Origin of the sequence: Polaribacter uvawellassae (genome assembly GCF_039748955.1) — a bacterium.
Taxonomy (GTDB): Bacteria; Bacteroidota; Bacteroidia; order Flavobacteriales; family Flavobacteriaceae; genus Polaribacter; species Polaribacter uvawellassae.
Map to the genome: position 1 here is coordinate 57,993 of NZ_JBDIZN010000008.1, position 22,461 is coordinate 80,453.

Consider the following 22,461-nt stretch of genomic DNA (forward strand, 5'->3'; position numbering starts at 1 on the left):
TGCAAAGTGTAAAAACTTATAAGGCTCAGAGTATTGTTTTACTTTGAACCTTTCTTTTTATATTTATCTTTTGAAATAGATAGTTATGATTTTACAAACTCAAATTCCGATTGCCAAAGAAAAGTACAATCCAATAACTTACGATTCTAAAATTTTGTTACTAGGTTCTTGTTTTTCTGAAAATATTGGAAACAAATTTGCGTATTTTAAATTTCAATCAAATCAAAATCCGTTTGGTATTTTATTTCATCCAAAAGCGATTGAAAATCTAATTACAAATGCCATTAATAAAAAAGAATATACAGAAAACGATGTTTTCTATTTAAACGAACGCTGGCATTCTTTTGATGCACATTCTAGCTTAAGTTCTCCTGACAAAAATGAGTTGTTAAGCAATTTAAATCAACAAATTACAGCTACAAATCAGCAAATAAAAAATGCTTCTCACATAATTATTACACTAGGAACTTCTTGGGTTTATAGATTTATAGAAACCGATACAATTGTTGCCAATTGTCATAAAATTCCGCAGAAAAAATTCTTAAAAGAGTTGCTTTCGGTTGATGAAATTACAGACAATTTAGAAGCAATTATTGCACTTGTAAAATCAGTAAATCAAAAAGTAAATGTACTTTTTACGGTTTCTCCAGTTCGTCATTTAAAAGACGGATTCACACAAAATCAGCAAAGTAAATCGCATTTAATTTCGGCAATTCATCAAGTTGTAGAACCAAGAAGTTACACACATTATTTTCCGAGTTATGAAATTATGATGGACCAACTACGTGATTATCGTTTTTATGCAGAAGACATGATTCATCCTAATAAAACAGCAATCAATTACATTTGGGAAAAATTTATAGATTCTTGGATTTTAGAAGACTCTAAAGAAACGATGAAAGAAGTTTCAACGATTCAAAACGGAATAAATCACAGACCTTTTAACTCGAATTCTGAAGAACATCAACAGTTTTTAAAAAACCTGAAAAACAAAAAACACAGCTTGCAAAAACAGTTTTCTTGGATGATTTTTTAAATACGTAAGATGACGTATTGTTTGTCTTGTGTATTTTTAAGTATTTTACGTTTTTAAAAATTGATTTCATGCTAAAAAACATCTTTTATCCAACTCTTCAAAATGCTTTTGTTTGGATTAGTGCTCTTTACCTTTTTATATTACTTTTTATAGGAATAGCAGACGCAATGGTTATTGTTTTTGCGTATTTTTTAGAAACCATTATTATTGGTGTTTTTAATGTTTTAAAACTATTTTTAACGATCCGTTTTAGCAAAAAAGAAAATAAGAATCCAGATATGGGAATTTCTGGTTTTGGATTAATCTTTTTCTTTATGTTTCATTACGGTTTCTTTGTTGCTATACAATCTATTTTTGGATTTTCATTGTTTAGTTTTGGTGATAATGGACTTATAAAAGAACCTTTTTATATTTTTGATAATTATGCAATAATTTTAAATTTAGAAGGAATAAAATATGCATTACCAGCAATTATTTTTATGCATTTTGGTAAATTTATATTCGACTTTTTAAAGAATAAAAAGTACTTAAAATTTTCTTCGGATGACATTATGATAAAACCTTATGTGAGAGTTTTTATTCAACAATTTGTGGTAATTATTGCTTTTTTCTTTATGGTTTTTGATGAAGCTGGAATAATTGCTGCATTCTTACTAATTACATTCCGTTTAATAATCGATTTAATTTTAGAAGCCATTAAAGAAAATTCAAAAACCTTAGATTATTTATCAGAAAAATTAGCTAACGAAAAAGCATCAAAAGAAGATGTAAAAAAGCAGCTTATTAACTTTACAGAATAAAATACGAAATTATACGTATTGATTTTACTTTCCATTTTATAGATTTTTGAGTCTCCAATTGTATACATGCAATTTAAACTCAATTATGATGAAAAAACATTTAAAAACTCTTGTATTTCTTAGCTTAACTTTATTGTTTTTAGCTTGTTCTGGTTACGGAAAAAAGTTAGATTATAATGGCACAGAAGTATATTACACAAGTAAAGTTGATAAAACTGATGCTGAAAAATTAGGTGATTATTTAATCCGTTCAAAATTTGCTGATGGTGGCGAAAAATCAATTCAACTTACAAAAGACGAAAAAACAAATAATTTTGTTTTTAGAATGGTTACCACTAAAGAAGCATCAGAAAGTAAAATGTACGAAACCGTTTTTGAATTATTTGCAAAAACAATATCCGATTCTGTTTTTAATAAACTACCAGTAGATTTTCATGTGTGCGATAATACTTTTAATACACTAAAAGTTATTTCATTTAAAGACAATAAAGAAGATTAGTAATGAATACTGCTGAACACACCAAAATACTTTCTCATTGGAAATACACAACCAAACAGTGGGATGAATTTGTTACAATTGAAAAGGGAAACAAAAAAGAGGATAGTATTTATTTTGGTATTGGTATTCTAATTCTAGGATCGTTAGGATTAATGGTTCTTAGAGGAACTTCTTTTCTTACAGGGTTGCTCTTTGCAGTTCCGTTTGCAATTTTAATTCCGTTTCTACGAATGAAATTTAGTTACAGACACTTAAAAAAAGGCATTAAAAACCCTGAAGTAAAAATAACATTCCAAAAGCTATACATAAACAATCATGTTGTTGAACTGCAAAACAAAAATAAGCGTGTTAAAAGCATGAAAATTATTGACGCAAAAAACAACTTAAAGCTATTAGAGTTTGATGTACAATGGCTTACAAGAAAAGGCCCTACAAATGATGAGTTTAGAATATTAATTCCGGATGACAAAATAGAAGAAGCCGAAAAATTAATTTCATTATTATAAGTTCCCCGATTACAATTCTAAAAATACGTCAGATGACGTATTTTTTTTTCTTATGAATTATATGAGTTTTGTATAGATAATAACTAAAAAATGAAATTATGAAAACTCTTAAAAAAATTACAATATTATTATTTTTTACACTAATTGTAATAAGTTGTACCAAAAGCAATACTTCTGGAGGCTCTTGCGATACTATCTGTGAATACTCTATTGTTTCTGGTGAAACAGCAGGAACTATGGTAAATGGTTCTGACGGTAGTTATGAATTAACTTTTGATTATGAATCAACTGGATCTCCTTTTACAAATGGTACAAAAGCAAAGTTTACACTAAACAACAATGTTTTAACTGTAGAAGTAACAGGTAAAGATTGTATTACAATTAAAAACCCAATAAAGACAAGTAAAACCGAATACACTTTTAAAGATACCTGTAGAGATAATTTAGCTTATTCAGTTTCTGCAACTTCTGGTGGAGATTTAAATGAAATCAATGTAGCCTCTACTTCTGGTACTTGGTACGGACAATTCAAAAAATAACAACGATTGTTTTTAGGGTTAAGATGGCTAGTAATAACTAGTAAAAAGCTAGCCATCTCCTTTAAAACAGTTTATAAAAATTACAAATAAAAACCTTAAAAACAACTATCATGAAAAAATTAATCTTCTTTTTAATTGGGATTCTAGCTATTTCTAATAGCAATTACGCTCAATCTGATCTTTTTAATCTAGAGTCTCAAAAACTGCACAAAAAAGTTGCAAAAACTATTGAACATTATTATACCTATCACGAAAGAAGTGGTGGTTTTGTAAAAGTTTCTACAACCATTAACAATTATAATGAAGATGGAAATTTAACACAAAAATACTCTCAATATAACAGTACTTATTCTGGTGCTACGACAACTACAGAAACTATGTATAATTATGACACAAAAGGACGTATGATAAGTACTCAAGATATTAGTGCAAAAAAAAGCAGCTATTCTAGTTATAATAAATTTACCTACAATGATGATGGCTATTTAACTAAAAAAGAAACCATTTATGAAAATGGCAATATTTACGTTTACAATTTCTTTTATGACAAGAAAGATCGGTTAATAAGAACTGAAGATTTTGATTCTAAAGGTAATTTAACAGCAAGAGAAAACTATACGTATAACGGTAACAAAAAAACAAAAATTCGAAAAAGTTACGATACAAAAACTGGCAATGTTATTGGCACCTATACAACATACTACAAAAAAGATAAAAGTATACGTTATGTTTCAAAATCTAAGTACAGTAATAATGATATTACTTATAAATATGATAAAAATGATAACTTAATAAGTTCTGTTTATAAAAACAAAGCAACTTCTAACACCAAGAATTCTTATGAATATGACAACAAAGATAATTGGGTAAAAAAGTATTACAAATATGGAAACACAACTAATAACTTTTATTTCAGAGAAATTATTTTTACAAATGGAAACACTACTGGAAGTGTAGATTTTGATAAAAATTATATTAAGAAAAACGGGAATTTTGCAAATGTAAATGTTGTACCAATTGTTAAATATACAAAAACCACAAACAATAATACAGTAACAACATCAGATTCAAAAATGCCTGTTTTTAAAAACAAAAGCTTTGTTTTTAACTATGTTAATTTAGATAGTAAAATTAATTCACTTACCGGAGAAGTTACGATTTCTGTAATTGACAGCGATAGAATGTCTAACAATAGTACTGTAAAAATTTCTTATGCTTTTGGTGGTAAAACGTACACAGATACTTATAAAGTTGTTTCGCATTCTAGCTTAGAAGAATATAATTTTTGGTCATTAAAATCTACAACCAAAACAACAACTATTGCTTTCTCTATCAATTATCAAAAGAAATTTATAGAATCTAGAGATCTATATTTAGCAGGTATGTTAAACATGACTTTTAATGGTAAAACCACTGGATTTTATTTAGAATAAATAATAGAATACAAATTAAATATCTCCCATGATTAAAGACAATTTTACACTACTTCTTTGTTTGACTTTTTTAGTGCTTTCTTTTATTATATTTCAATATATCGAAATACTTAAAACTAAGAAATCAGCAGTAATTCAATTAGATTTATTACGCAATCAAATTGCAGAAGAAAAAAGTATTTTAGAAACATATAACAAAGAAGTAGTGAAAATTGATGTCATAGAAAAAGATGTCAATCAAAAATTAAGAATATTAAAAACAAAAATAGTAACTTTAGATTTCTCTTTTAAAGAATTAATAGCATGTATTATAAAAGAATAAGCATTGTTTTTGTTTCGGTATTTTTATTTTTTTCAGCAACTATCTCTAGTCAACAAAAACAGATTGAAGCTATAAAAAAACAATTAAGTACAGAGCAACTTTCTGATTCTTTAAAAATTAAATTACTCGGAGATTTAGGTTGGTATTATGGAAATGTAAATATTGATTCTTCTTATTTTTACACTAAAAAAGGGCTGCAATTAGCTTTAAAAACAAACAATCAAAAGGGAATTGGGCAATCTTACAATGACATTGGAATTATTTATTACAGAACATCACGATTCGATTCTGCAATTACTTATTACAACAAATCTTTAAAAATTAGAAAGAAATTAAATGACTCTGTTGGTATTGCTGGTTTATATTCTAAAATAGGAATTACATTTCAACAGACTTCAACTTTAGATTCTGCATTGTTTTACAACAATAAATCTTTAAGGGTTTATGAATCTTTAGGAATGACAAGGTTTGTTGCAGTAAATCAAAATAACAGTGCAAATATTTATTTAAACTTAAAGCAATACGACAAAGCATTAGAAATGCATTTTAAAGTTTTAAAAGGTAGAGAAATTACTAGAATACCAAGTGAACTTTCTGAATCTTATATAAATATTGGTAATGTTTATCAACAACTTTTAGACTTTAAAAATTCAAAAAAATATTACAATCTTGCAATTCCAATTGCAGAAAAAAATAATTTAATCCGTCAGTTATCAATTGTTTACAACAATTATGGTAATATTTATAAAGAAGAAAATAATATCAAACAAGCATTAGTTTATTATCAAAAAGCATATGTTATTAGAAAAAAATTGAGTGATGATTTTGGTCTTGCAAGTGTTATTGGAAATCTAGGCACAATCTATTTTGAAGTTGGTCAGTTTAAAAAAGCAGAAAACTATTATTTTGAAGGTGCTACATTGGCAAAAAGAATTGGTGCAAAAGAATTAGAACTGAGCAGCTATAGAGGCCTGCTGCAATTAAAAAGTTTTCTAAAACAACCTGATAGCACAGTTTTTTATCAAAAAAAATACGACGATTTAAATAACATAATTAGAAACGAAAATGTTACCAAACAGGTTGCAGAAATAGAAACCAAATACGAAACTGAAAAAAAAGAAAAAGAAATTGCTTTACAAAAAGAACAACTTTTAGAAAGCGAACTTAAAGTAAAAAACAGAAATTTATACGCCATTCTTATTACAGCAATTTTGCTGCTTTTAGGAATTCTTTATTACGGATTTTATAAAAGAAATAAGTTAAAAAGAGAGCAATTACAAAAAGAAATTGATTTAAAAGATGCGCTTGCAACTATTAAAACTCAAAACCAATTACAAGAACAACGCTTGCGTATTTCTAGAGATTTACACGATAATATTGGCTCTCAACTTACCTTTATTATTTCTTCAATAGATAACTTAAAGTTTATTACCAAAGATGCAAACGAAAAACTAAAAGATAAACTTTCGTCGATTAGTTCGTTTACTTCTGATACCATTTTTCAGTTGCGAGATACCATTTGGGCAATGAATAAATCAGAAATCTCTGCTGAAGATTTACACGCACGGATTTTATCTTTTATAGAAAAAGCAAAAACAGCAGCGGAGAATACCGAATTTATTTTAGATAATTCAATAAATCCAGACAAAAAATTTACTTCTTTGGTTGGTATAAATCTATTTAGAGTTGTGCAAGAAGCAATTAACAATTCAATAAAATATGCTGAAGCATCAGAAATAAAAATTGAACTTTATCAAGAAAAAAATCAAATTACAATTTCTATAAAAGACAACGGAAAAGGTTTTGATAAAAACACCATCGTTTTTGGAAACGGCTTAAGCAATATGGAAAAAAGAATGAGTGAAATTGGTGGAAAAATAACAATTGGTTCTGAAGAAAAAAGGGGAACTAAAATAAAAATTGTGTTTAATACCTAATTGTTATAACTTGGTTTTATGTTTAAAAAATATATTTACCTTATCTTTTTAACTTTAAGTTCTATTTCTTTTTCACAAAATATAACTTACTACGACAGTATTAAAAAACTAGAAGCAAAAATAAGTAAACAGGAGTTCTTATCTGTAATTTTAAATATTCCTCATGATAAAGCTGTTTCAAATTTAAAAACCTTTGAAAAACTCAATAAAAAAGCCGAAACAATTGCAAGAGAACTTAAAAAAGATAGTGCATTAGCTGCTGTTTTTATACAACAATCTTTAGCTCTTCATTATACTTCAAATGACGAAAAAGCAATAGATGTTACTTTAAAAGCAATTAGAATTTATGATTCTTTAAATAAAACCGAAGATGTAGCTAATTCTTATTTACAACTAGGATGGAAACTAAAATATAGGAATTTAGATAAAGCTTTTTTATACATGAAAAAAGGGCTAAAAATATTAGAAGAAAAAAATCCAACTTCTTGGAGATTAACTGGTGGATATAATAATTATGGTGTTTTGTTTCAATACAAAAATCAACTAGACAGCGCATTATATTTTCATAAAAAATCATTACAACTTTCAATAGCTGCAAATGACAGTATTGGAATTCCGTATGCACAAACCCACATTGGAGAAGTTTTTTATAAGAGAAAGGAATTTAATTTAGCAAAAAAATATTTAGATAGCGCATTAAATATTAGAAAAAAAAGAGATGATCTTTACGGAATTACTGATTCAAATTTATATTTAGGTGATTTATATTTTACTAAAAAAGAATTTAAAAAAGCCAATAATTATTATAAAATTGGCTATAATCTATCTAATCAAAACAACTATTATCCTTTAAAAAAATATACTACAGAACAACTTCATAAAACTTTTGATTCTTTGTCAGATTATAAAAATTCTTTAAAATATTTTAAAGAATTTACTACATTAAAAGATTCAATTTTAAATATAAACACAAATAATAAAATAACTGAATTAGAAATTGTTTATCAAACCGAAAGAAAAGAAAAGGAGATAAATAAACAATTAGTAATAATAAAAAATAGAAATCTTTATGCCATACTTATAACTTCAGTATTATTAATTGTTGGCATTTTATCTTTCGGGTTTTATAAGAAAAATCAATTAAAAAGAAAACAATTAGAGAAAGAAATTGACTTAAAAAACGCGCTTGCAACTATTATAACTCAAAATAAATTGCAAGAACAACGTTTACGAATTTCGCGCGATTTACACGATAATATTGGTTCTCAACTTACATTTATTATTTCCTCTATCGATAACTTAAAGTTTGTTACCAAAGATGCAAACGAAAAATTGAAAAATAAACTTTCTTCAATTAGTTCGTTTACTTCTGATACCATTTTTCAGCTTCGTGATACTATTTGGGCAATGAATAAATCAGAAATTACTATTGAAGATTTACACGCACGGATTTTATCATTTATAGAAAAAGCAAAAACAGCAACAGAAAACACCGAATTTGTTTTAAACAACTCAATAAATCAAGATAAAAAATTTAGTTCTTTAGTTGGTATAAACCTATTTAGAGTTGTGCAAGAAGCAATTAACAATTCAATAAAATATGCTGAAGCATCAGAAATAAAAATTGAACTTACTGAAGAAATAAATCAAATTACAATTACTATAAAAGACAACGGAAAAGGCTTTGATAAAAACACCGTTACTTTAGGAAATGGCTTAAGCAATATGGAAAAAAGAATGAGTGAAATTGGCGGAAAAGTAAAAATAATTACAAAATCTAACACAGGTACAACGATTTCTCTTAGCATAAATACGTAATATTACTAATGCAAATTCCAAACAATAAGGTTTATATTTGATAAAAATCAACCATTTATGAGTATTAAAATAGCCATAGCCGAAGACAATTATTTTTTAGGAAAAGCAATTGAAGAAAAACTTTCTTTTTTTAGTGATATAAATCACAAGTTTACAGCAAAGAATGGTGCAGAGTTAATTGGATCATTAGAAGAAAATCATAATTTAGATGTTATTTTAATGGATATTCAAATGCCAGTGATGGATGGTATTAAAACTACTGAAATTGTAAAGAGTAAATACCCGCACATAAAAATAATTATGCTAACTGTTTTAGATGATGATGATTTTATTTTTAATGCGATAAAAGCTGGCGCAAATGGTTATTTATTAAAAGAAATTGATGCAGAGAAACTACATAAAAGTATTCTGGAGGTTTTAGGCGGAGGTGCGCCAATGTCTCCAAGCATCGCTTTAAAAACACTAAACTTACTTAGAAATCCAAATACATTAGAAAATAAAGAATTAAATACTGAAGAGATAACTTTAAGTAAGAGAGAAACCGAAATTTTAGAGCATTTAAGCAAAGGGTTAAAGTACAATGATATTGCCGATAACTTAATTATTTCTCCCGCAACTGTTCGTAAACACATAGAAAATACCTACAAAAAATTACAAGTCCATAATAAAATGGAAGCAGTAATTAAAGCACAACAACACAAATTAATTTAAGTTATTAAAATAATTTTCACTAAATTTATCGAATATTAATCTCCCCGATTAAAAAAAATGATTCAAAAAATACTAACAGGAATTGTTATTGGCTGTGTAATAGGTCTCTTTACAACGAGTTTCTTTTTACCCAATGAGACGCTATTTAATTTATTTTGGACTAAAATTACTGCAACATCAATAGTTACAGGTTTTTTTTGTGGGATTTATGCACACTTATCAAAATCGAAACTTCAAATCTTTTTAGTTTCTATACTTATTGGTATGGTTGTCTTCTTTACAAAATACTTAATTACTGGTCACAACTTTGACCCATTAACAATGGGTGCCTTTACTGGCGCTTTATTAGGTGCAATTCTTTCTGTTTTAAGAAAAATTGAAACTGCTTTAAAAATTAGAAGACGTCTAAAAAGACATCGAGAAAGTGGCTTTAATAATTACGGATACTAAAGATATTGATCCACATTTTGCCAAGGTCCACCATTAATTGTATCTATTCCATTCTTTTTTAGAAACTGCGCTGCTTGTCCACTTCTACCACCACTTAAACAAACTGCAATTACGGGTTTATTCCAAGATTTTATTTCATCTATTTGCAACGGAATTAAATTAAGAACAATATGTTTAGCACCATTACAATGTCCTTGATCCCACTCCATTTTTGTTCTAACATCTAAAACAATTGCTCCTTTTTCTAAATATTCTTTAATCTCTAATTCCATATTTTTTCTTTTAAACAGGTCAAAAAATCCCATGTAAATATATTTATATCGTTAATTTTAATTTTTGCACAAAACTATACCTTTTTCAATAAGTGTTGTGTAGCTTTTGTTACATTTTAATTTTTCTAATTGATTTAATACTATTTTTTGAATAGAAAAATTATACTTTACCGAAAGTTCGTATAACTCTAACATGAGTAACCAATCAGTAGAAAATTTACTTATAAGAATATTATAAACCTCTTCTATATTATTTTCTGAAACATTATTTTTCTCTCTAAAATCTCTAACTTTTTGATACAAAGCATAGAGTTCTTTATCTGAATCTGAGTACTTTATTTTATGTGTTTTAGTTTCAGAAACCTTATTTACATTTAAAAAAGAAAGTACAGAAGCTGGTCCTGCGTATGCAGACACAATTTCTTTTCCAACAGCCATGTCATAAATTCCCCAAGTAGGATCAAACAAAACAGTATCTTGATATGTTACGGTACAATCTTTAAAAGAAATCAATTGGATTTTACCTCTTAAATCTCTAGTTCCAGTAATTACCTTTCCAACCACTTTAACGCCGCCTTCAAACTCTAAAGTAGTTTGTTTTCCCTCGTAAACTCCGTATGCTTCCAAATCTCTCGGACTCATATTTTCTATCGGAATGTTAATTCCTTTTAGTTTACCAATTGGGCTTCCAAATCCTTCTGCGTGATATTCAATTCCGTGTCCAATTAATTCTTTATCTCTGTTAGACAAAGCGGTTTCGCCAATTGTTTGAATATAAATTGGCTTGTTATCAAATTCTATAACATTAGAAAAATTACCTGAAATTTGTAATCCTGTACTTAATTCAATAGTTCCTAAATTTTTAGAATCTATTAGTTTTTTTACACCATTTAACCCACCTTTTCTAAGTGCCATCGTATTTGCAAATTGCTCTAACACCAAACTTAACTTTGCAAAGTCTGGAGTAACAAACAACTGTGGTTGAGGCTTTGTAATATCAAAACTAATATTTGCTGCTTCTAAAGAATAAGGTAATTTTTTTACTTCATCTGTTAAACACCAAGTACTTTCTCCTATTGAAGATAATAATCCTGCTCCATAAATTTTTGGATCTCCTATTGTTCCTATCAAACCATATTCTACAGTCCACCAATGTAAATTTCTAATTTGTGCCATTTCAGACAATTCGCCTATCGAATTTTGTAATTCTTCAACTGCATTTTGCGCTGCTTCAATTTCTTGTTCTGAACTACTTGGGTCTTCTTTTAAAATTGATAGTAATCGAATTGCTTCATACATCTCATAATCTTTTGACGATGAAATTGCTTTGCTTCCTATTTCTCCAAAACGTCTTAAATATTCTGCATATTCTGGATTTGCAATTATCGGTGCATGACCAGCAGCTTCGTGAATAATATCTGGCGCAGGCGTATATTCTATATGATTAATTGTTCTCATATCTGATGCAATTACCAACACATTATAGGCTTGAAATTCCATAAAAGCATTTGGCGGAATAAAACCATCAACAGAAACAGCAGCCCAACCAATTTCTTTTAAAATTCTGTTCATTCCTTCCATATGTGGAATTGAATCAACAGAAATACCTGTTTTTTTTAAGCCTTTTGTATACGATTTATGCGCAACACGTTTTAAATAATCTACATTCAATCGCATTACATAACGCCAAACTGCTTGGTTTTGCGCTGTGTATTCTTCATACGGTTGCTTTACAATAAACTTATGTAAGTGTTTTGGTAATTTTTTGGTGACTTCATTCAATTCTAAATGATTTTCCATTGTGGTTTTTTAATTGAAAATAAGAACTCTTTTCTGTGTTTTTTACAGTTGTAAAGTTACATATTTTACGATTGATTTTAAAGAATTCTTTAGATAAAGAAGTATTTTACTTTTGTAAAAATTTAACTTTAAGCAAAAAAATCTTTCTTATTTTTACACTTTAAATTTCTTATGAATAAAAAAGTAATCTTACTTATTTTAGATGGCTGGGGAATTACACAAGACCCAAAAGTATCTGCAATTTACAACGCAAAAACACCTTTTATCAACTCGTTATACAACGATTTTCCGCACGCAAGCTTAAGAACAGATGGCGAACATGTTGGTTTACCAGAAGGACAAATGGGAAATTCTGAAGTTGGACATATGAATTTAGGAGCTGGCAGAATTGTGTATCAAAATTTAGCACGAATCAATAAAGCTGTAAAAGAAAATACATTATCACAAGAAAAAACTTTGGTAGCAGCTTTTGATTATGCAAAGAAAAAGAATAAAAATGTTCATTTTTTAGGCTTGGTTTCTAATGGAGGAATTCATTCACATATCAATCATTTAAAAGGATTGTTAAAAGCAGCAAAAGAAAATGATTTAGAAAATGTGTTTTTACACGCTTTTACCGACGGAAGAGATTGTGATCCAAAATCTGGAAAATTCTTTATTGATGATATCCAAAAAACCATGCAAGAAACTACCGGAACATTGGCTTCAATTACTGGAAGATATTATGCAATGGACAGAGATAATCGTTGGGAAAGAGTACAATTGGCTTATGATGGATTAGTTAATGGAAATGGAGTAAAATCTAACAATGCACTTGACAGTATTCAAAAAAATTATGACAATGGTGTAACAGATGAATTTATCAAACCTATTATTATGGTTGATAAAAACAACAATCCAACAGCTACAATTCAAAAAGGTGATGTGGTTATTTTCTTTAATTACAGAACCGATAGAGGAAGACAATTAACAAACGCTTTAACTCAAAAAGATTTTATAGAACATGGTATGAAAAAACTTCCTTTGTATTTTGTAACCATGACAAGTTATGATGATACATTTAAAAATGTACACATCATTTACCATAATAGCAACATTAAAAACAGCCTAGGAGAAGTTCTTGAAACTGCCAACAAAAAACAAATTAGAATTGCCGAAACAGAGAAATATCCACATGTAACATTTTTCTTTTCTGGAGGAAGAGAAAAAGAGTTTATTGGCGAAAAAAGATTGTTATGTCCATCACCAAAAGTAGCAACCTACGATTTAAAACCAGAAATGAGCGCATACGAAATTAGAGATGCAATCGTTCCTGAATTAAAAAAGGGCGAAGTAGATTTTGTATGTTTAAATTTTGCAAACGGCGATATGGTTGGTCATACTGGAGTTTTTGAAGCCGCTGTAAAAGCATGTGAAACGGTAGATAATTGCACAAAAGATGTTGTAACTGCTGCACTAGACAACAACTATACAACCATCTTAATTGCAGATCACGGAAATTGTGAAACAATGATGAATCCAGATGGCAGTCCACATACTGCACATACTACGAATCCTGTACCTATCATCTTAATTGACAAAGAAATAAAATCAATTAAAAATGGTATATTGGGCGATATTTCTCCCACAATTTTAAAATTAATGGGTGTAAAACAACCCAAAGAAATGACTCAAGAACCTTTAGTTTAAAATTTAGATGAAAAAATTAATATTTGTATTTGCATTAACTTTTATAGTTAATAGTTACGCACAAGAACAATCAAAAGCAACAAGAAATGCTTCAGGAGATTTAGTTGGTATTACTCATAAAGAAGACTTTAATCAATTACCTTATTCTAAATGGTTTAATGTAAACTACCATGCTTATACACCAGATGCTAAAAGTATTTCTAAACTAAAAAAGAAGCTTAAAAATGTTAAAATAAAAGCTTTTGTTGCTACTTGGTGTCATTTAAGTAAAAAAGACATACCGCGTACTTATAAAATATTAGAACAGGCTGGTTTCGATTTTAACAACATCGAATTTATATCATTAAACAGAGGAAAAAGTACACCTGATAATTTACAAAAGGATCTAAATATTAAAAGCGTTCCTACATTCATCTTTTATAAAAAAGGAGAAGAAATAGGTAGATATATAGAATATCCTCAACAGAATTTAGAAAAAGATTTTTTAACCATTGTAAGTGGTAAAAAATACAAGTAGGATATTAAACAAAATATTATATGTTGCCTAAAAACCATTTGATTATTGCTGTAGATTTTGACGGAACCATTGTCGAGGATGCGTATCCTAGAGTTGGCGAACCAATGCTATTTGCTTTTGAAACCTTACAAAAACTACAATCAGAAGGACATCGACTTATTTTATGGACATACAGAAGCGGTAAAGCATTAAGAGAAGCTGTACAGTTTTGCAAAGAAAATGGCATTGAATTTTATGCCGTAAATAAAAGTTATCCTGAAGAAGAATTTGATGGTAAAATAAGCCGAAAAATCAATGCAGATTTATTTATTGATGATAGAAATGCAGGTGGATTCATCGGCTGGACAGAAGTGTATAAGCTTATTTTTAATTACACACCAGAGGTTCCTAAAAAAAAGCGAAAAGGATTCTTTTCTAGACGTAAATAAATTTACTTAATTCCATCTACATAACTTCTTTCTATACTTTCTCTAAAATCTGGATGCGCAATTTTTACTAATTCTTTTATACGTTGTTTAATTGTTTTTCCATATAAATTAGCAATACCATATTCTGTAACAATATATTGTACATGAGCTCTTGTAGTAACAACTCCGGCTCCTTGTTTTAAAAACGGCACAATTCTACTAATTCCTTTATTGGTAATAGATGGCAATGCAATAATTGCTTTTCCACCTTCACTTAATGATGCTCCTCTAATAAAATCCATTTGACCACCAACACCAGAATACATATTTTGACCGATAGAATCTGCACAAACCTGACCAGTAACATCAACTTCTATTGCAGAATTAATTGCTACCATTTTAGGATTTTGTTTTATGATGGCAACATCATTTGTGTAATTTGATGCTCGCATTTCTATAAACGGATTATCATCAACATAATCATATAAACGTTGCGAACCAATTAAAAAAGTAGCCAAAGCTCTTCCTCTATTTACCTTTTTATAATTCCCGTTGATTACATCTTTTAAAATTAAATCAATAACTCCGTCAGAAAACATTTCTGTATGCAACCCTAAATCTTTATGATTTCCTAATCTTGATAAAACAGCATTCGGAATACTACCAATTCCCATTTGCAAAGTGCTTCTGTCTTCAATTAAACTTGCAACATGGTTTCCAATCTTATTTTCTATTTCTGTCGAAGGAGCAATTTCATGACTTGGTAATGGCTCATCACAATCTACAAAAGCATTAATTTCTGAAACATGAATAATTCCTGCACCAAAAGTTCTTGGCATATTTTTATTTACTTGCGCAATTACATGCGTTGCATTTTCAATAGCAGCTAAAGTTGCTTCTACAGAAACTCCTAAAGAACAATAACCGTGTTTATCTGGCACAGAAACATGAATTAAAGCAACATCTAAATCAACAATATTACGCTTAAATAGTAATGGTAATTCACTTAAAAAAACTGGCGTATAAGAACCGTTTCCAGCTTTTAAAGTATGACGTACGTTTTTCCCAATAAAAAAAGAATTAACATGAAAACTGTTTTTAAGTTCTGGATTTGCATATGGAGCAACACCTTCTGTATGTAAATGACAAACTTCTACACTTCTTAACTCTTCATGTCTTGCAGACATAGCAATAATTAATTTTTGTGGCGCAGCTGCAGCGGCCTGAATATATACTCTATCGTTAGATTTTATAACTTTTACAGCTTCTTCTGCTGTTATTGATTTATACATGGTAATTTGTTTACTATTTTAAGTTGCAAAGCTATAAACTATAGCTTATAAAAAAGCTATCAAAAGTCATGTTTTAAAGAAAATTCCGTTTTTTATTAGTTGATTTTTTAAAGTATCTTTGCGCATTAATTTTACCTTAATGATTCAAATAAAAACTTTAGAAGAAATTGAAATAATGCGAGAAAGTGCATTAATTGTTTCTAAAACTTTAGGAATTCTTGCCAAAGAAGTAAAACCTGGTGTTACTACTCTACAATTAGATAAATTAGCAGAAGATTTTATTCGCTCTGAAGGTGCAGTTCCTGGTTTTTTAGGATTGTATGATTTCCCAAATACATTATGTATGAGTCCGAATGCGCAAGTTGTTCACGGTTTTCCTACGGATGAACCATTGATTGAAGGTGATATTATTTCTATAGATTGTGGTGCGTTAAAAAATGGATTTTATGGCGATCACGCTTATACTTTTGAAGTTGGTGATGTTGCTCCAGAAACAAAAAAATTATTAGAAGTTACCAAACAAAGTTTGTACGAAGGAATTCGTGAATTTAAAGCTGGTAACAGAGTTGGTGATGTTGGTTTTGCAATTCAGAATTATGCAGAAAAACATGGTTACGGAGTTGTTAGAGAATTGGTTGGACATGGTTTAGGAAGAAAAATGCACGAAGATCCAGAAATGCCAAATTATGGAAAACGTGGTAGAGGAAAAAAGTTTGTAGAGGGAATGGTAGTTGCCATTGAACCGATGATTAACATGGGAACGCATCAAATAAATCAATTAAAAGATGGTTGGACTATTTTAACTAGAGACGGAAAACCTTCTGCTCATTTTGAGCACGATGTTGCTATTGTAAACGGAAAACCAGAATTGCTTTCTACTTTTCAATATATTTATGAAGCATTAGGAATTGTTTCTAATGAAGAAGATGAATTTAGAGCTTAAAGCTATCGTATGAAACTAAAATATATCATTTTTTTTTTTATTACAGGTATTATTTTAATATGCGCTGGAGCTTTATTTAAAATACTTCATTGGATGTTAGGTCCAGAATTACTTACAATTGGAACAATTCTACAAATAATTGCTTTCCTTTTTTTTATTATAAAACTGTTTACCAATAAAAAATTTAAAGACCTTTTAAATCAATAATTGAAAATCTTTAAAATCATACTAAACACTTTTCCAAGACCAATGCTTATTAAACTAAGTTATTTGGCAAAACCTTTTATTACTTTTTGGCTTAAAGGAAACAACTTTACAGATCCAATTGATGGAAAAAGTTTTCGAAAATTTTTACCGTACGGATACGAAAATCAACGTGAAAATGCTTTATCGCCAAGTACACTTTCTTTAGAAAGACATCGTTTACTTTGGCTGTATTTACAAAATGAAACAGATTTTTTTACAGCACAAAAATCTGTACTTCACATGGCGCCAGAACAATGTTTTTTATCCATTTTTAGAAAACAAAAAAACTTAGATTATATTACAGCAGATTTGTATTCTCCGATTGCTGATGTAAAAGCAGATATTCTTAATTTACCTTTTAATGACAATTCTTTTGATGTTGTTTTTTGCAATCATGTATTAGAACACATCTCAGATGATACAAAAGCAATGCAAGAATTGTATCGTGTTTTAAAACCAAACGGAATGGGGATTTTTCAGATTCCGCAAGACTTATCTAGAGCAACAACTTTTGAGGATGATTCTATAACAGATCAAAAAGAACGCACAAAAATATTTGGACAATACGATCATGTAAGAGTTTACGGAAGAGATTATTTTGACAAACTACGCTCTATCGGTTTTAAAGTTGACGAAGTAGATTACACAAAAAAAATCGCTCCAGAAATGGTAGAGCGATTTTGTTTATCTAAAGGCGAAATTTTACCTGTTTGTTTTAAAGTAAATTAAGGATGTTTTCTTAAAAAATCTTCTAAAGGTTCTAATTTTTCTACACCAAGAATAATAAATTTTTCTCCATCAAATTCTTGATGAATTTGATAACCACCAGCTTCTAATTTTATTAATTGAGATTTCCCTGGATATTTACCAGCTTCATTAGTTGCTGCACTTACTTTTGTTCCGTTTTGATTTACCCAAAAAGAATCTGCACCATTTGCAACATGTGCTTTACCATTATAAAAAGGGCCTAAATTATTAAATTCAGTTGCTTTTAAGAATTTCCCATCAATTCCACATAAAAAGCCAGACAATGTATAATCAGGTAAGTATAAAGGGTAAATTCCACCGCCAATATGTCCGCCAAAATCGTACCATACTTTATCAATTCTTACTTGTCCTTCTTTATTATATTTTTCAATCTTATCTGTTTTCTTTAAATCTTTAAATAAGTCTCTTTCATTAGACACATTTACAAATTTCTTTGTCGCAATATCAAACACCAATGCTTTTAAAGAATTGTTTGGATATGTTATAATTCTACCGCTTCCTCTCGGTAACATTACTTTACCGTAATTGGTAGAAAGCGTATTAAAGTCTGCAATGTTTGGTAATAAAAATCCTTTTTTTGTTTTAGTATCAAAACAATAAATTTTAGTTGGGTTTTCTTTTTGATTTAAAAGCAAGATATAACCATCAAAGCTTTTTACATCTTTATAAGCATCTGGCTGAACAAAAACTGCTCCAACATCATTCATAACTCCAAAAAAATCATCCTTCTGAAAAACAGAAATTCCGTTTTTATCAAAAGCTTGAATAGACTGAAATTTTAATGTTAATGCGTCAGATTTATTTTGCCAAACGGTTTTTAAGGAATCTATTCTTCTATGTTCTTTTTCTCTTGCTAATCTTGCCTGTTCTTGTTTTTGGTTCTCTAGTTCTATTTTTTCGAGTTCTTCTTCTATAGAAACATAAAGATCAAGTAACTGTGTATAGGTTTCTGTTTTTTTATTTTTAACTAAAGTAAAGTATTGTTTTGCATAGTTTTTTGCTTCTTCAAATTCATTTAATTCAAATTTAATTAAAGCTCCTAACCTTGCTACATCAGCTTTTGTAATTGTATCTAATAATTTAATTGCTCTTTCAAAGTTTTTATCAGCTTCATCAATTTCTAGTTTTGTGTAATTAGTTTCTGCTTTACGAATATAAACTCCTGCAATTTCTTTATTTGATTGCCCAAAAGTTGACAAACTTAAAAACACTATTGCAAGTGTAAAAAGTAGTTTTTTCATAGTTGGTTTGTTGATTATCACCCTATATTGATTTGTATTGCAATATAGTAAAAAATAAAAAAAACGAACAAGCTCTAAGACACAAAATTAAAAGTTTCTAAACTCATCTATTGTATTATTTTTATTTAAATAAATTAAAATAACTTTTAAATTGTTGTGCAGTCTTAAAAACTCTTTCGTTTTTTCGAATCCCATTGCCATAAAAGCAGTTGCATATGCATCTACATCTGCGCAATCTAAACTTGAAATTACAGAAGCACTTAATAAATTACTTTCTTTTGCAAAACCTGTTTTAGGATTTACCGTATGTACATATTTCTTACCATCTTTAGTTATTCTAAATTTTCTATAATTGCCTGAAGTTGCCATTGACTCATTTTTTAGTTGAATGGTTGTTTGAAACGACTGTGTACCGTCTGTGTTTGGTTTCTCTATGGCTACATTCCAAAAGTTCCCTTTTTTATTTTTCCCTCTAACTCTTATTTCACCACCTATTTCTACTAAATAATTGTGTATGTTTTTACTTTCTAAAAAACGGGCAACTACATCTACACCAAAACCTTTTGCAATTGAATTAAAATCTAGATAGATTTCTTGAAACTGTTTTTTGATTTTATTATTTTTTAGTTGCACTTTATCTAAGCCAACAAATTGCATTATTTTTTGAATAGATAAACTATCCATTTCTTTTTTAGATTCTATTGAACCAAAACCCCAAGCATTTACTAAATTACCAACCGTTGGGTCAAAATAACCATCAGTTTCTTTAAATATTTTTTTTGATTTTTGAAAAACTTCGGCAAATAAATCATCTACAATTATGGTTGAATCTCCAGAATTAATTTTAGAAATATCTGAAGTTGAAATGTAGTTTGAAAGTGATTTATTTACTAAAAAAAATAAACTATCAATAGATTTTTGATAGTTAACTTTTTGATTGTGTACGATTGTAAAATGATAGGTTGTTCCGAAAACAAAACCCTCAAAATTAATTGTTTGTGTTTCTTCCTCAGAACTACAAGAAAGCAAAAAAGCTACAATAAACAGTAAAAAAAACTTTTTCATTACTAAAAATTAAATAAAAGCAAAGATACATTATAAAATACTCTTAAAATCATCATAAAGTATGGTAAATCTGCATATAATTAGAATCTATTTCTTAGCTTTGCTTAACAAATAATTTTAGAAAAATGAAAAAAATACTACTTTCCCTGGCTGTTGTCTTTTTACTTGGTTCTTGTGTGTCTAAAAAAGATTATGTAGCCTTAGAAGCAACACATCAAAAAACAAAAGACGAATTACTAGCTGTTAAAACCAATTTAACAAAATGTTTAATTGAAACAGAAAAAAATCAATCTTTAGCAAACTCATATAAATCTAAAATTTCTGATTTAGAAACTACAGTTAAAGATTTACAAAAAGATAAGAAAAAAACATTAGAGTTTGTAGATAACTTAACGGTACTTACTAAAGGAGCAAACGACAATATTAAAGAAACGTTAATCCAATTAAGTAAAAAAGACCAGTACATTAAATATATTAGAAGAGCAATGACTAAGAAAGATTCATTGAATTTGGCGGTTGCTTTTCACTTAAAGAAAGAACTAAAAGAAGGTTTGGATGATGAAGATATTATAATTAACGTTGAAAAAACGGTAGTTTTCATTTCTATTTCTGATAAATTATTATTTAAAAGCGGAAGTTACAATGTAACTGAAAAAGCATACAAAGTGTTAGAAAAAGTTGCAACTGTTTTAAAAGGACAACCTAATATGGATGTAATGATTGAAGGTCATACCGATTCTAAATCTATTAAAACAGAATTCTTAGAAGACAACTGGGATTTATCTGCAATGAGAGCAACCTCTATTGCTAGAATCTTACAAAATAGATTTAGCGTTACTCCAGGTAGATTAATTGCTGCTGGTAGATCTAGTTATGTGCCTTTAGCACCAAACGATACTGAAGCAAATATGGCTAAAAACAGAAGAACAAAAATTATTATTATGCCAAGGTTAGATCAATTCTTTGAATTATTAGAAGAGCCTGCTGAATAATTTTTTACAACAATATTTTTAAAAACCTGTTTCGTTGAAACAGGTTTTTTTATGCTACATAAAATTTAACTTGATTCTAAACTCATTTATATATAACTTCGCTAACTGCTGATATAAATCATTGAAACGGATTCATATCAAAATGCGTTGTACACCATTTAAGAAAACCAAGAAAATGAGTTGGGACATTGTACTTTTTAATTCAAAACAGAGAATTAATTCGGTTGCGGAATTGGACGAAACTCAATTAGAACCGACTAATTTCAGCGGAATTTTGGAAACTTCATTTAGCCGAATCAATAAAGACAAAAATCATAGGGAAATAGTCGGAACTGATTTCACGATTGACTTTTTTGCTGACAGCGAACATTCCAGCAATTTTATGATTTCGTTATATGGAGAAAACGGAATTTATGCTCTGATAGAACTTGCTAAAAAATATCATTGGCAAATTTATGATTCTGGAATTGATGGAATGATTGACTTGGAGCATCCAGAAAAAAATGGTTTTAAAAATCACAGAAAATACGTTGAACAAATAATGAATGGTAAATCATAATGGCAGAAACAAGCGAACAAACATATGATTATGTCTGCTTTAGTGATTTAGCGTACGAATTTGACTTTTCTGACTTGAAAGAAGCTGAAAAAAAGATTAAACGGAAATTAAAATATTATGGACTTGGAAAATATGACCAAGAACGAGTGGAATATGTCAGAAACCTAAAAAATGACTTGTTCAAAGAAATTAGACTTTATGATAAGTCAGAATATTATATTCCATCAAAATCGGAATTTGCGGAATTCACGGACTTTGACCATTTTAAAATGAAAGATGATTTCATCAAGAAATATGAAAAAATAAGTGTTTCAGATATGTCTCGAATTTTAAATTTTGCGATTTACCTGTACTATATGAGATAAAAAACGGTGTACAACACCGTGTATAATTCATTGCTGATTAGAGCCTACTTACGAAAGTCCTCGCGGACTTTCTATCTGTGATTTATTTGCTAACTTTAGTGCTTAAACACGCAACGAAATCATACACAATCACGTTAGCGAAAATTGCAGAGATGGAAGAAAACATAAAAAATCAAACGATAATTGACATTAAAATTTATAATGTCAATGAAAATTATATTGAATTTAATAATGGTTATTCTATTGATGGAGCA

General features: G+C 28.7%; 24 protein-coding genes. 19 read left to right on the forward strand and 5 right to left on the reverse strand.

The features are described 5' to 3' along the window. The first annotated feature begins 85 nt into the window (after positions 1 to 85). From ABDX67_RS13100 to ABDX67_RS13150, 11 genes are all read left to right on the forward strand, one after another. Positions 86 to 1,036 (forward strand): GSCFA domain-containing protein, encoded by a 951-nt coding sequence (locus tag ABDX67_RS13100; protein WP_347175493.1) that lies wholly within the window; start codon positions 86 to 88, stop codon positions 1,034 to 1,036. Positions 1,037 to 1,104: 68 nt separating this feature from the next. Then, complete coding sequence (locus ABDX67_RS13105; protein ID WP_347175494.1) at positions 1,105 to 1,836, forward strand: DUF6498-containing protein; 732 nt, start codon at positions 1,105 to 1,107, stop codon at positions 1,834 to 1,836. A gap of 88 nt (positions 1,837 to 1,924) precedes the next feature. Beyond that, complete coding sequence (locus tag ABDX67_RS13110; RefSeq protein WP_347175495.1) at positions 1,925 to 2,335, forward strand: hypothetical protein; 411 nt, start codon at positions 1,925 to 1,927, stop codon at positions 2,333 to 2,335. Positions 2,336 to 2,337: 2 nt separating this feature from the next. Beyond that, a complete protein-coding gene (locus ABDX67_RS13115) occupies positions 2,338 to 2,841 on the forward strand; it encodes a hypothetical protein (protein ID WP_347175496.1) in 504 nt (167 codons plus the stop codon). 98 nt (positions 2,842 to 2,939) lie between these two features. Continuing rightward, the gene (locus ABDX67_RS13120; protein ID WP_347175497.1) at positions 2,940 to 3,380 is read left to right on the forward strand and encodes a hypothetical protein; all 441 of its coding nucleotides are present in this window, start codon (positions 2,940 to 2,942) and stop codon (positions 3,378 to 3,380) included. Between the two features lie 110 nt (positions 3,381 to 3,490). Beyond that, entirely contained in the window at positions 3,491 to 4,813 is a 1,323-nt protein-coding gene (locus ABDX67_RS13125; protein WP_347175498.1) for a hypothetical protein, read from the forward strand. Between the two features lie 28 nt (positions 4,814 to 4,841). Continuing rightward, the gene (locus ABDX67_RS13130) at positions 4,842 to 5,135 is read left to right on the forward strand and encodes a hypothetical protein (RefSeq protein WP_347175499.1); all 294 of its coding nucleotides are present in this window, start codon (positions 4,842 to 4,844) and stop codon (positions 5,133 to 5,135) included. Beyond that, the gene (locus ABDX67_RS13135) at positions 5,117 to 7,072 is read left to right on the forward strand and encodes a tetratricopeptide repeat-containing sensor histidine kinase (protein ID WP_347175500.1); all 1,956 of its coding nucleotides are present in this window, start codon (positions 5,117 to 5,119) and stop codon (positions 7,070 to 7,072) included. The genes ABDX67_RS13130 and ABDX67_RS13135 overlap by 19 nt, the downstream gene beginning before the upstream one ends. Before the next feature lie 18 nt (positions 7,073 to 7,090). Further along, on the forward strand, positions 7,091 to 8,890 hold the full coding sequence (locus ABDX67_RS13140) for a tetratricopeptide repeat-containing sensor histidine kinase (protein WP_347175501.1): 1,800 nt from the start codon (positions 7,091 to 7,093) through the stop codon (positions 8,888 to 8,890). A gap of 57 nt (positions 8,891 to 8,947) precedes the next feature. Continuing rightward, positions 8,948 to 9,601: a response regulator gene (locus tag ABDX67_RS13145; RefSeq protein WP_347175502.1), complete on the forward strand. Its 654-nt coding sequence runs from the start codon at positions 8,948 to 8,950 to the stop codon at positions 9,599 to 9,601. A gap of 57 nt (positions 9,602 to 9,658) precedes the next feature. Next, positions 9,659 to 10,051, forward strand: coding sequence for a hypothetical protein (locus ABDX67_RS13150; RefSeq protein WP_347175503.1), 393 nt, complete (start codon positions 9,659 to 9,661; stop codon positions 10,049 to 10,051). Here the strand turns inward: ABDX67_RS13150 and ABDX67_RS13155 are convergent. Both ABDX67_RS13155 and ABDX67_RS13160 read right to left on the reverse strand, forming a co-directional pair. Next, positions 10,048 to 10,323, reverse strand: a complete 276-nt coding sequence (locus tag ABDX67_RS13155) for a rhodanese-like domain-containing protein (RefSeq protein ID WP_347175504.1) — start codon at positions 10,321 to 10,323, stop codon at positions 10,048 to 10,050. The genes ABDX67_RS13150 and ABDX67_RS13155 overlap by 4 nt on opposite strands. Positions 10,324 to 10,380: 57 nt before the next feature. Beyond that, positions 10,381 to 12,123 carry an aromatic amino acid hydroxylase gene (locus tag ABDX67_RS13160; RefSeq protein WP_347175505.1) on the reverse strand — a complete coding sequence of 581 codons (1,743 nt, stop codon included), beginning with the start codon at positions 12,121 to 12,123 and terminating at the stop codon, positions 10,381 to 10,383. 171 nt (positions 12,124 to 12,294) lie between these two features. On the opposite strand from ABDX67_RS13160, the gene gpmI reads away from it, so the two are divergent. The 3 genes from gpmI to ABDX67_RS13175 are packed head-to-tail and all read left to right on the forward strand — an operon-like array spanning position 12,295 to position 14,757. Further along, complete coding sequence (gene gpmI, locus ABDX67_RS13165) at positions 12,295 to 13,812, forward strand: 2,3-bisphosphoglycerate-independent phosphoglycerate mutase (protein ID WP_347175506.1); 1,518 nt, start codon at positions 12,295 to 12,297, stop codon at positions 13,810 to 13,812. 7 nt (positions 13,813 to 13,819) lie between these two features. Continuing rightward, positions 13,820 to 14,329, forward strand: a complete 510-nt coding sequence (locus ABDX67_RS13170) for a thioredoxin family protein (RefSeq protein ID WP_347175508.1) — start codon at positions 13,820 to 13,822, stop codon at positions 14,327 to 14,329. Positions 14,330 to 14,349: 20 nt separating this feature from the next. After that, positions 14,350 to 14,757 (forward strand): BT0820 family HAD-type phosphatase, encoded by a 408-nt coding sequence (locus ABDX67_RS13175; RefSeq protein WP_347175509.1) that lies wholly within the window; start codon positions 14,350 to 14,352, stop codon positions 14,755 to 14,757. 2 nt (positions 14,758 to 14,759) lie between these two features. On the opposite strand, the gene ABDX67_RS13180 is transcribed toward ABDX67_RS13175, so the two are convergent. Then, positions 14,760 to 16,028: an acetyl-CoA hydrolase/transferase family protein gene (locus tag ABDX67_RS13180; RefSeq protein WP_347175510.1), complete on the reverse strand. Its 1,269-nt coding sequence runs from the start codon at positions 16,026 to 16,028 to the stop codon at positions 14,760 to 14,762. A gap of 139 nt (positions 16,029 to 16,167) precedes the next feature. Between ABDX67_RS13180 and map the strand changes: the two genes are divergently transcribed. Both map and ABDX67_RS13190 read left to right on the forward strand, forming a co-directional pair. Beyond that, complete coding sequence (gene map / locus ABDX67_RS13185; protein ID WP_347175511.1) at positions 16,168 to 16,971, forward strand: type I methionyl aminopeptidase; 804 nt, start codon at positions 16,168 to 16,170, stop codon at positions 16,969 to 16,971. A 249-nt stretch (positions 16,972 to 17,220) separates the two neighbouring features. Further along, a complete protein-coding gene (locus ABDX67_RS13190; protein ID WP_347175517.1) occupies positions 17,221 to 17,946 on the forward strand; it encodes a class I SAM-dependent methyltransferase in 726 nt (241 codons plus the stop codon). Here ABDX67_RS13190 and ABDX67_RS13195 read toward each other — a convergent pair. After that, a complete protein-coding gene (locus ABDX67_RS13195; RefSeq protein ID WP_347175512.1) occupies positions 17,943 to 19,226 on the reverse strand; it encodes an outer membrane protein assembly factor BamD in 1,284 nt (427 codons plus the stop codon). The two genes, ABDX67_RS13190 and ABDX67_RS13195, sit on opposite strands and share 4 nt — an antisense overlap. Positions 19,227 to 19,313: 87 nt before the next feature. After that, positions 19,314 to 20,291, reverse strand: a complete 978-nt coding sequence (locus ABDX67_RS13200) for an FAD:protein FMN transferase (RefSeq protein ID WP_347175513.1) — start codon at positions 20,289 to 20,291, stop codon at positions 19,314 to 19,316. Between the two features lie 125 nt (positions 20,292 to 20,416). Between ABDX67_RS13200 and ABDX67_RS13205 the strand changes: the two genes are divergently transcribed. The 3 genes from ABDX67_RS13205 to ABDX67_RS13215 all read left to right on the forward strand — a co-directional run bounded on the left by ABDX67_RS13205 (position 20,417) and on the right by ABDX67_RS13215 (position 22,207). Further along, positions 20,417 to 21,283, forward strand: a complete 867-nt coding sequence (locus tag ABDX67_RS13205) for an OmpA/MotB family protein (protein WP_347175514.1) — start codon at positions 20,417 to 20,419, stop codon at positions 21,281 to 21,283. A gap of 175 nt (positions 21,284 to 21,458) precedes the next feature. After that, positions 21,459 to 21,842: a hypothetical protein gene (locus ABDX67_RS13210; protein WP_347175515.1), complete on the forward strand. Its 384-nt coding sequence runs from the start codon at positions 21,459 to 21,461 to the stop codon at positions 21,840 to 21,842. Beyond that, positions 21,842 to 22,207 carry a hypothetical protein gene (locus ABDX67_RS13215; RefSeq protein WP_347175516.1) on the forward strand — a complete coding sequence of 122 codons (366 nt, stop codon included), beginning with the start codon at positions 21,842 to 21,844 and terminating at the stop codon, positions 22,205 to 22,207. Before ABDX67_RS13210 ends, ABDX67_RS13215 begins: the two co-directional genes overlap by 1 nt. Positions 22,208 to 22,461 lie beyond the last annotated feature (254 nt).

What these genes read in the sequence shown, in the direction of transcription:
- ABDX67_RS13100 (WP_347175493.1), top strand. Translation starts at nt 86, where the DNA reads ATGATTTTACAAACTCAAATTCCGATTGCCAAAGAAAAGTACAATCCA.
- ABDX67_RS13105 (WP_347175494.1), top strand. Translation starts at nt 1,105, where the DNA reads ATGCTAAAAAACATCTTTTATCCAACTCTTCAAAATGCTTTTGTTTGG.
- ABDX67_RS13110 (WP_347175495.1), top strand. Translation starts at nt 1,925, where the DNA reads ATGAAAAAACATTTAAAAACTCTTGTATTTCTTAGCTTAACTTTATTG.
- ABDX67_RS13115 (WP_347175496.1), top strand. Translation starts at nt 2,338, where the DNA reads ATGAATACTGCTGAACACACCAAAATACTTTCTCATTGGAAATACACA.
- ABDX67_RS13120 (WP_347175497.1), top strand. Translation starts at nt 2,940, where the DNA reads ATGAAAACTCTTAAAAAAATTACAATATTATTATTTTTTACACTAATT.
- ABDX67_RS13125 (WP_347175498.1), top strand. Translation starts at nt 3,491, where the DNA reads ATGAAAAAATTAATCTTCTTTTTAATTGGGATTCTAGCTATTTCTAAT.
- ABDX67_RS13130 (WP_347175499.1), top strand. Translation starts at nt 4,842, where the DNA reads ATGATTAAAGACAATTTTACACTACTTCTTTGTTTGACTTTTTTAGTG.
- ABDX67_RS13135 (WP_347175500.1), top strand. Translation starts at nt 5,117, where the DNA reads ATGTATTATAAAAGAATAAGCATTGTTTTTGTTTCGGTATTTTTATTT.
- ABDX67_RS13140 (WP_347175501.1), top strand. Translation starts at nt 7,091, where the DNA reads ATGTTTAAAAAATATATTTACCTTATCTTTTTAACTTTAAGTTCTATT.
- ABDX67_RS13145 (WP_347175502.1), top strand. Translation starts at nt 8,948, where the DNA reads ATGAGTATTAAAATAGCCATAGCCGAAGACAATTATTTTTTAGGAAAA.
- ABDX67_RS13150 (WP_347175503.1), top strand. Translation starts at nt 9,659, where the DNA reads ATGATTCAAAAAATACTAACAGGAATTGTTATTGGCTGTGTAATAGGT.
- ABDX67_RS13155 (WP_347175504.1), bottom strand. Translation starts at nt 10,323, where the DNA reads ATGGAATTAGAGATTAAAGAATATTTAGAAAAAGGAGCAATTGTTTTA.
- ABDX67_RS13160 (WP_347175505.1), bottom strand. Translation starts at nt 12,123, where the DNA reads ATGGAAAATCATTTAGAATTGAATGAAGTCACCAAAAAATTACCAAAA.
- gpmI (WP_347175506.1), top strand. Translation starts at nt 12,295, where the DNA reads ATGAATAAAAAAGTAATCTTACTTATTTTAGATGGCTGGGGAATTACA.
- ABDX67_RS13170 (WP_347175508.1), top strand. Translation starts at nt 13,820, where the DNA reads ATGAAAAAATTAATATTTGTATTTGCATTAACTTTTATAGTTAATAGT.
- ABDX67_RS13175 (WP_347175509.1), top strand. Translation starts at nt 14,350, where the DNA reads ATGTTGCCTAAAAACCATTTGATTATTGCTGTAGATTTTGACGGAACC.
- ABDX67_RS13180 (WP_347175510.1), bottom strand. Translation starts at nt 16,028, where the DNA reads ATGTATAAATCAATAACAGCAGAAGAAGCTGTAAAAGTTATAAAATCT.
- map (WP_347175511.1), top strand. Translation starts at nt 16,168, where the DNA reads ATGATTCAAATAAAAACTTTAGAAGAAATTGAAATAATGCGAGAAAGT.
- ABDX67_RS13190 (WP_347175517.1), top strand. Translation starts at nt 17,221, where the DNA reads ATGCTTATTAAACTAAGTTATTTGGCAAAACCTTTTATTACTTTTTGG.
- ABDX67_RS13195 (WP_347175512.1), bottom strand. Translation starts at nt 19,226, where the DNA reads ATGAAAAAACTACTTTTTACACTTGCAATAGTGTTTTTAAGTTTGTCA.
- ABDX67_RS13200 (WP_347175513.1), bottom strand. Translation starts at nt 20,291, where the DNA reads ATGAAAAAGTTTTTTTTACTGTTTATTGTAGCTTTTTTGCTTTCTTGT.
- ABDX67_RS13205 (WP_347175514.1), top strand. Translation starts at nt 20,417, where the DNA reads ATGAAAAAAATACTACTTTCCCTGGCTGTTGTCTTTTTACTTGGTTCT.
- ABDX67_RS13210 (WP_347175515.1), top strand. Translation starts at nt 21,459, where the DNA reads ATGAGTTGGGACATTGTACTTTTTAATTCAAAACAGAGAATTAATTCG.
- ABDX67_RS13215 (WP_347175516.1), top strand. Translation starts at nt 21,842, where the DNA reads ATGGCAGAAACAAGCGAACAAACATATGATTATGTCTGCTTTAGTGAT.